Consider the following 8,670-nt stretch of genomic DNA (forward strand, 5'->3'; position numbering starts at 1 on the left):
CACCGTTATAAAGACTTGTAATATAGACATTAATAAAAAGCGCCCCTGAATATTTTAATATATCCTATAACCATAACAAAATAAAAGTAAGCGCGTATAAGGCTGAACTTTATCACTAAAGTTTAGCGATAAAAACTAATACCTAATATTACACACCATATGAATGAACTTAACACATCAGTTTTAGTAATCGACGACGAAGAAATGGTTCGCGACAACATTGAGGATATCCTTGTGCCCCGCAGCATTTCGCAGGAACAATACGGAATTGATAACGCAGTAAACATTTTGTTTGACGCACCTGCTACTTTACTGGCACCCCGTACACGGAATATCCCGGTTTTCACAGTCGATAAAGCATCCAATGGGATGGAAGGCATAGAAAAGGTGCGCAAAGCTGTTGAAATGGGCCGTCCTTATGCGGTTATCTTTTTAGATATGCGGATGCCCGGAATTAACGGCCTTGAAACCGCCATTGAGATAAGAAAATATGATATTAAAGCTGAGATCATTTTTGTTACAGCCTATAGCGATTGTTCCATTGAAGAAATTGTTGAACAGGCCGGGCAAAATGTAGGGTACCACTGCAAGCCCTATGCCTCCGAAGAGATCATTCAACTGGCTACCAAAGCTGTAACGGATTATAACAAATTACGTAACCTCGAAAAACTGATTGAGTCTATCTCAAAGATCGGATTAAATAACCACCAGCTAACGTCATTATTAAAAAATATACTGGAACAGCTTGCGGGCTCATTAGAAACCGACATGGCGCTGCTGGGCAAATTGCATGACGGCTTTGTTTATGAAAAACTTTTTTCAATCGGGGCATTTGAGGATAAGGTAAACCTGGAAGAACTTGTTTCACGCATAAAAAATATATCAATTGAAAGGGATGAGGTGATTCAACTGGAAGACCTCGTTTTAGCGCGGATGGATAATTATTCGGTTTTCGCACTGCTAAAGAACCACGGAAAGTTAAAAACCGAAAAAATGTACATGCTGAAACTGTTTGTACAAAACGCGGCCCAGGCGATAAGAAATGCGGAATTAAATGAGAAGCTGGTGCAAAAGGAAAAGCTCTCTGCAGTAGGCCAGGTTTTGGCAATGGTGATGCATGATCTTCGCTCGCCTATAAAAAACATAAAAGTAATTACCGGTTTAATGCGTGACGAGGGCGATACCAGTGAAATGGTGGATCTGATAGATCAATCGGCCGAACAGGCGTCAAAAATATTTGATGATTTCCTCGATTTTATTAAAGAGACTAAAATAACCAAGGTATCAGTTAATGTCAATAAAATTGTAAGTGAAGCGATAAAACAGGCTGAAAGCAGGGCTGGCATTGAGCAGGTAACGATCAGCAAAAATATCCCCGACTCATTGGTGGTTCCTGGCGACGAAAGTAAGCTACGGGGCACTATCATCAACCTGGTAAATAATGCAATTGATGTACTCCACGAAAAAAATGTACATAACGGCGCAATCACAATATCTGCGCATACAGAGGGAAAAGAAGTCACATTAAAAATTACTGATAATGGCCCGGGAATCCCGCCCGAAATAAAAGATACACTGTTTGAACCTTTTGTTACCTGCCATAAAAAGAACGGAACCGGCCTGGGATTATCAATTGTAAAGCAATTCATCATTGGCCATGGTGGTAAAATAGCTGTTTATAACAATAATGGCGCTACATTTACAATAACATTACCCCTGTAAAAACCTATCAGTCTTACTCTCCTTATTTTCAAATATGAAATTTAGCAATACCCAACCTACTGAAATCGCAAACAATAAAGCATTTTCCGCTGCCCAAACAGAATCCGGCAACCTTGAACGTTATAAAGCGTTGGTGCATGCTTCTGACATTGGCGCCTGGGAATATTTTCCGGATACGGAATCGCTATGGTGCAACGATATTTATTTTTCGATGCTGGGCCGGGATATAAACGATTACGACTTTGCAAGCCCCAATAATTTAAAGGAAGTTTGGATTGACCTGCTGCACCCGGAAGATAAGGATGTTGCCACCAACCATTTTGCTGAATATTTAAAAAACCCTAAAGGCACACACGAAAGCTACTACCGGATGAAACATAGTAATGGGAGCTGGGTATGGATCTGGTCAAGGGGAAGGGTCTTTCAAAACGAACAGTCGGGTTTTGGCGCCATAGGTACCCATGTGGATATCACGAGGCATAAAAAAGCTGAAGAAGCAATTCAGCGCGAACGCATCTTATTGAGAACACTAATAGACAATCTGCCAGATACTATTTATGTAAAAGATTCAAAGGGTAGAAAGATAATTGCCAACAGGGCCGACGTTGAATGCATTGGATATTCGTCAGAAGATGATGTTTTGGGCAAAACGGACCTGGACCTGTTTAATAATGATATTGGATTGCGTGGTTATGAAGACGATATGCGTATCATACAATCAGGCGAAGCCATTATCAATAAAGAGGAATATTTTTTGGATAGTACCGGGAAAATGCGCTGGTTATTGACCTCCAAGTTACCGGTAAAAGACGGCCGCGGAAAGATTATCCGCCTTCTGGGCATCGGTCACGATATTACCATGCGTAAACAATCTGATGAAGTATTAAAAAAACTCAATGAGGATCTCCGCCAGCAATCGGAAGAATTAAGTAAGCAGGCCACAGATTTAAAAACCCTTAACCTGCAGTTGGAAAAACAAAAAGAGGGGGAACTTGAAAAAGCAATAGCCCAGGGTAAATTTGAGATCGCCTCAGAGTTTTTACATGACATTGGCAATGCTATGGTAGGGCTTGGCGCGCACCTGAACCGGATCAACCGGGTTGTTGATCAAAACAATCTCAATAACCTTAAAAGCTTAACCGTATTTTTAAAAACAAATCAAACAGCCATCGCAGGCGCAATAGGTGCGCACAAAGCAGCCGCATTGATTTCGGTTACAGAAGGCTTTGAATCAACACAAACAGATAACGGCGCCGAAATACATAAGTCAATAACAGAACTGTTAAATATTATCACTCACATACAGGAAATACTGAACATACAGCGACAACTTGTGCGCGGTCATAAGGGAGTGCACGAACGAAAACCTGTAAACCTTGAGCATATTTTATATGATTGCAAATCAATGCTTTTCGCCAGTATAGATAAAAAGGGCATCCGTTTCAGCATAAATGTACAGCCAGGTAAATACACCATTAAAGGTGACCACACCAAACTGATGCAGGTGATATTAAATATCCTGAAAAACAGTATTGAGGCGATAAACATGGATGCGACTGAGAAAATTATCGCCATAAACATGCATACTGTTGATGACGTGCTGGAGTTAATTATTACAGATAATGGCCAGGGATTTGACGCGCAGACAGCAAATTTATTTTTTGTGCGCGGGTTTACTACCAAAAAAAATGGCACCGGCCTTGGGCTATACAATATCCGTACTATAATTGAAAGCCACACAGGCTCGTTCGAAATCAGCAGTAATGGGCCCGGTTGCGGCGCTGTATCAACCATACGCTTTGCTTTATAATAAAAATCAAAACGCACAAAAGCTCTTTAATCGGCGTCGTATTAAAGCCCTTTAATTCACCGTTAAAGGGCTTTATTTTATAAAAAACAGGCATCATTTTAAAACCTGCAAATTTTAACCGCATTTAAAATTTAAATAAGGTTGTTACGTTTTTTAAACAAACTACGTTATATAAATTATAAGTTTGTTTCACTAATTTTCAAGCATGAAAAATTCTACTAAAAATCTCAAAAGTATTTTAACTACGGTCTTGGTGTTGGGTTTACCGGTTTTATTTCTTGCATCGTGTTCAAAACCAGTAGTAAACGGCAATGTAAGCACGCCTATTGCCGGAGTTGCATTTGTACAGGCCTCTCCTGATCAACCCGTATTGGATATTTTTTTCAACAATACAAAATACAATGTTACCCCTATTACATACGGAAACACTTTCAGCTATGCTACCGTAAATGCTGGAAAAGTCCCTGTTGCACTGTATAATGATGCTACTGTAAAAGTCGTAGTAGCTGACACCCTAACGCTACTGCAAAATGTCGCATATTCCTTATTTTTAACCAATACAGTAAGTAAACCGCAACTATTTTTGCTTCCGGATACACTTGCAAAACCAGCAGGCACAGATGCCGCCATACGCTTTATTGATTTAAGCCCCGATGCGCCGGCGGTTGACCTGGTTATAAAAAGTGGTTCCACGCTAGCCTCCAACATGACCTTTAAAGAGCATTCAACGTTTATACCTGTACAGGCCGATTTTTATACACTGGAAGTACACGCAGCAGGCACTTCAACTGTTCTGGCTACGCTCAACAATCTTAAATTTCAAAGCGGCTTTCTTTACACCGTTTGGTTCCATGGCCTAAACGCGGGCACTACAAGTGCAGACAAGCTGGCCGTAGACATTATTACGAATACTTATTTCATGTAAATACGGTTTGCAGAAATATTTTTACATTTTGTATAGTTAAAAAATGGAGGATGATTGAAATCATCCTCCATTTTCTTTTTTGCCAAATATTTTTTAAATAAATCCATTATCAACCTTTCACATGCAATTTTATCAGCTTCGCCGCAAATTTCACGTTATATAAATTTCAATTTTGCTAATTTAGTTCCCGTTGGCTTTCACGATTAATTTCGATTGAATAATAATGAACACTAAAAATATATTTTTGATTGTTATCTTTTTCCTGTTGGTGGGACGGGCAAACGCACAGTTTGAAGGCGCTAAAATCGATACATGGCTTTCAGAAAATACCGCTGAAATGGGCGGAAGATCAATCCTTTTGGTTTGGCAAAACGGTCATATTGTTTACTCACATGCGGTAAATGACATGAACCGGCGACAAAAATTTATAGATAAAATAATGGCCAGGCGACAGGGCAAAACTGCCGACCTGGATGACTTCACGCCAACTTCCAAAATTCCGGTTGCAAGTTGCAGTAAATGGTTTAGCGCAGCCCTGGTAATGACCTTTGTTGATGAAGGGAAACTAAAACTTAGCGACACTGTGGGCATGTATCTCCCTGTGCTTAGCCGGCATGGCAAAGGAAATATTACTTTAAGCGAATGCCTTTCGCATTTAACCGCTATAAAAGCGCCTGATTTAAAGGAAAGCCTTAAAGATATGAAACAGGTGAGCAGCATGAACGAAGCCATTGACCAAATAGCCGCAATGCCCATGGAGGGCAAGCCGGGCAAGGTATTCCGCTACAGCAACGTTGGTTTACAGATAGCAGGGGCAATTTTGGAGAAGATAAGTGGAAAAAGTTTTGAAACCTTATTTGCTGAGCGGATTGCCCAACCGCTGCAAATGAAAAATACGGATTTCGGCAAAGGAAAGGTGGCGTTGCCTGCCGGTGGCGCTTATAGTACCCCCGAGGATTACCTGGATTTTTTGGTAATGATACTGAATAAAGGCGTATTTAATAACAAAAGGATATTGAGCGAAATGAGTATTGCACAAATGCAGGTAAACCGCTGTACACCAGATGTAAAAATCGGCTACGCGCCCGCAGAGGCCGGTACATTTGGTTATGGCTACGGCGAGTGGGTGATGGACGAAAAGACCGTTACCAGCCCTGGTTTATTTGGTAGCTTTCCCTGGGTCAATAACGATAAAAAATACGCCGCCTTTATGATGACGTATTATATAAAAAATTCCGGGCGGCACGAAAGGTATGTTGAATTAAAAAGTTTGGTGGATGAGGCCTCAACACGATAAAACACATACGATCTATTCTTAATCTACATCAAGCAGCCTGATGCGGCATTGATGTTATCTTTGTACAGAAAAGGAAGATAACAATGCAAAAACAAATTGAAAAAATATATAGCCGGCCGCTTCGGCCAGGTATGGTTGGCGATGGTTTCAGGGTTTTTAATTATTTCCCTAACAATGGTTTGAGCCAGCAAAGGGTAAGCCCGTTTTTAATGATGGATTTTAACGCTGAATTTGATTTTGGCCCATCAGACCATTTACGTGGCGTGGATGTACATCCGCACAAAGGATTTGAGACCGTTACTATCGCCTATAAAGGCAGCGTTGCACATCACGACAGTACGGGAAATAGCGGGGTGATCAATCCTGGCGATGTGCAGTGGATGACTGCAGGTTCAGGTATTTTGCATAAAGAATACCATGAAAAAGAATTCTCCAAAACAGGCGGGCCTTTTGAAATGGTGCAGCTTTGGGTAAACCTTCCTGCTAAAGATAAATTAACCGGCCCAAATTACCAGGCCATTACCGCCGACCAGATGGGGAAAGTTGCGCTTGACAACGATGGTGGTATTGTTAACGTGATCGCCGGTTCATTTAACCAGCAAAAAGGCCCGGCTACTACTTTTACACCTGTTAATATGTTTGATATCCGTATCAACAAAAGCAAAGCATTGGCTGTTAACATACCAGCCGATCATAATACGGTATTATTGGTGGTAAGCGGTGCTATTTCCGTTAATGGCGAAAAAGCAGGTCTGCATGATCTTGTATTGTTTAAAAATACGGGAGAGGAAATTGCCATCAGCGCGGATGAAGACAGTGTTTTGTTATTATTGAGCGGGGAACCCATTAATGAGCCGATCGCACAGTATGGCCCCTTTGTGATGAATACCCATCGCGAATTGCAGGAAGCATTCGAGGAATTTCAATCAGGTAAATTCGGGATATTGGAATAATTAATAAAAAAAACGGCAGGAGGTCCAACCCACCTGCCGTCAAATTTTTTTTTTGCTCGCCCCTTCGTCTTATTTGAATAACTTTCTGAAAGCGTAAACCAGGCTCATGGTAATGCAAACCGGGCATATGCCAAACCGGAAAAAAGCCAGCAAAATTCTTTTATGTAATGGGAGATCAGCGGGAATTACCGGGCAACTTTTCCCGTCTCCTTCGGTTTCTTCAATTCCCCAAATGTTCATCTTGTTAGGAATTTAAGTACTTTTCAATTTCCTTTTTCAGGTCATCATCGCTGATGGCAATGGTGGTTTGGCCCAATTTTTTATGGGTTTTGGCATCCACAAATATTACCACCCCGGTTTCTTTTACTCCTTTAACCGCGGGGTAAACACCTGCCGATTTAAGGTCCTTAGCAGATGCTGCTGTAGTTGTTTTATCGCTAAGGTCGTTCATCAAAACAGCAAGGCCCTGTTTCATATAGGGCATCATTACCATCCCCGCATTTTGTCCATGGGCCTTACACACCGGGCACCAGCTGGCTTTGTTAACCACGGCAATTACTTTTGCCTTGCTCATGTCAGCCATCGGCATTTGTGCGAAAGTTTTTACACTTAAAAACAGCATTACTAATAATGCAATTGTTGTTGTTTTTTTCATTGTTGTTTAATTTTAATTGATAACTGGTAATTAATACCAATTAACCAATTCAATCACCCGGATATAAAAACTATTTTTTTGTGGCTGGGGTAATAACATAAATCAAAACTCTTAAGCAACCTTTTCAGCTTCTTTTTTTACCTGCTGAACGCACTTGTATTTTTGATTATCGGCCGTATGTTTATTTTTCCAGCCCATTTTCACCATCAGGCTTTCCATAGGCTCCTTGTAAAAGAAGATTGCATTTAATATACGGCGGCAGTTTTCAGTTATTTTAGCCATCCACCCCTGTAATTTTTCTTCTTTGGTGGATTCGGGAATTAATTCAAATACCTCCTCGTCACTTTCGATAAACTGCTCGTCAATATCCAGGCTATTGGCAAACGGTTTATCGTCGCGCAGCTTTTTTAACCACAAATTGCGCGCAATTGAATAGAGATAGGATTTTAAAGATGCTGTTAATATGAACGACGGATCAGCGATGTTCTGGAACAAAACCATCACCGTTTCCTGAAAAATATCCTCTGCATCCTGCGCGCTGCCACTATTTTGAACAATCAAACCTTTGACCACAGGAAAATAGAATTTATAAAGCAACCCAAATGCGGCCTCGTCCAGGCTTTGAAGTTTTATCAGAAGTTCCTTATCGGTAATTTTATTCATGATGATATAAAGCTATGCAATATATAGATACCGCATTACCTTATTTATCACCCATCTATATTTAAATTTATTTTAGCTGTTTAAACTGAGTGCGGAGGAGCAAAAACAAATAGTCCTGATGAAAATGATACGAACAAAAAGAGCGGCCGTTGAGCCGCTCTTCTTTTGTCAATTGTTGCTTAGCAAAAATGATCAACCCCAGCCATCGCTCCAGCCGCCATTTAATGAGGCGCTTTTATTTTCTTTCAACAAAGCATCATATTTAGCCGACTGGCTTGCTGATAAAATGGCTTTTATTTTTTTGATGGTAGATTTACGCAAAGGACCTACGTCAACCAGCATTTTATTGGTATTACCGTTGTCAGCTGCTTTTATCTTATCAAACTGCTGGGCTGACTCTTTGTAGATGCCCGCAATTTTTGAGGTTTGATCATCTGTCAATTTTAATTCCTTTTGCAATCCTTTAGCTTTTTGAACCGGATCAGACGGCGGCCCGCTCTTGGGTTGAGAAAAGCCTGATGTTGATAATCCAATAAACAGGCAGCAAATTAAAAATAGTTTTTTCATCGTTTAAGTTAATTGAAGAAATAGAATATGTAAGGGTTTTCTGAGCGTACCACGAATATACCACCTGCTGTCTAAATA

At 40.5% G+C, this 8,670-nt stretch carries 8 protein-coding genes; 5 read left to right on the forward strand and 3 right to left on the reverse strand.

The window, feature by feature from the left end:
- Nucleotides 1–159: 159 nt before the first annotated feature.
- The 5 genes from QZY09_RS11100 (at nucleotide 160) to QZY09_RS11120 (ending at nucleotide 6,707) form a co-directional block, all read left to right on the forward strand.
- Nucleotides 160–1,722: an ATP-binding protein gene (locus QZY09_RS11100; protein ID WP_295672356.1), complete on the forward strand. Its 1,563-nt coding sequence runs from the start codon at nucleotides 160–162 to the stop codon at nucleotides 1,720–1,722.
- A 34-nt stretch (nucleotides 1,723–1,756) separates the two neighbouring features.
- Nucleotides 1,757–3,532: a PAS domain-containing sensor histidine kinase gene (locus QZY09_RS11105; RefSeq protein WP_295672358.1), complete on the forward strand. Its 1,776-nt coding sequence runs from the start codon at nucleotides 1,757–1,759 to the stop codon at nucleotides 3,530–3,532.
- A gap of 205 nt (nucleotides 3,533–3,737) precedes the next feature.
- Nucleotides 3,738–4,457, forward strand: a complete 720-nt coding sequence (locus QZY09_RS11110) for a DUF4397 domain-containing protein (RefSeq protein ID WP_295672360.1) — start codon at nucleotides 3,738–3,740, stop codon at nucleotides 4,455–4,457.
- A gap of 223 nt (nucleotides 4,458–4,680) precedes the next feature.
- Entirely contained in the window at nucleotides 4,681–5,754 is a 1,074-nt protein-coding gene (locus tag QZY09_RS11115; RefSeq protein WP_295672362.1) for a serine hydrolase, read from the forward strand.
- An 83-nt stretch (nucleotides 5,755–5,837) separates the two neighbouring features.
- On the forward strand, nucleotides 5,838–6,707 hold the full coding sequence (locus QZY09_RS11120; protein WP_295672364.1) for a pirin family protein: 870 nt from the start codon (nucleotides 5,838–5,840) through the stop codon (nucleotides 6,705–6,707).
- Between the two features lie 244 nt (nucleotides 6,708–6,951).
- On the opposite strand, the gene QZY09_RS11125 is transcribed toward QZY09_RS11120, so the two are convergent.
- The 3 genes from QZY09_RS11125 to QZY09_RS11135 form a co-directional block, all read right to left on the reverse strand.
- The gene (locus QZY09_RS11125) at nucleotides 6,952–7,362 is read right to left on the reverse strand and encodes a hypothetical protein (protein ID WP_295672366.1); all 411 of its coding nucleotides are present in this window, start codon (nucleotides 7,360–7,362) and stop codon (nucleotides 6,952–6,954) included.
- A 111-nt stretch (nucleotides 7,363–7,473) separates the two neighbouring features.
- Nucleotides 7,474–8,025, reverse strand: coding sequence for an RNA polymerase sigma factor (locus QZY09_RS11130; RefSeq protein WP_295672368.1), 552 nt, complete (start codon nucleotides 8,023–8,025; stop codon nucleotides 7,474–7,476).
- Nucleotides 8,026–8,217: 192 nt separating this feature from the next.
- Complete coding sequence (locus tag QZY09_RS11135) at nucleotides 8,218–8,592, reverse strand: hypothetical protein (protein WP_295672369.1); 375 nt, start codon at nucleotides 8,590–8,592, stop codon at nucleotides 8,218–8,220.
- Nucleotides 8,593–8,670: the final 78 nt, after the last annotated feature.

Origin of the sequence: uncultured Mucilaginibacter sp., assembly GCF_903913935.1 — a bacterium.
Classification (GTDB): Bacteria; Bacteroidota; Bacteroidia; order Sphingobacteriales; family Sphingobacteriaceae; genus Mucilaginibacter.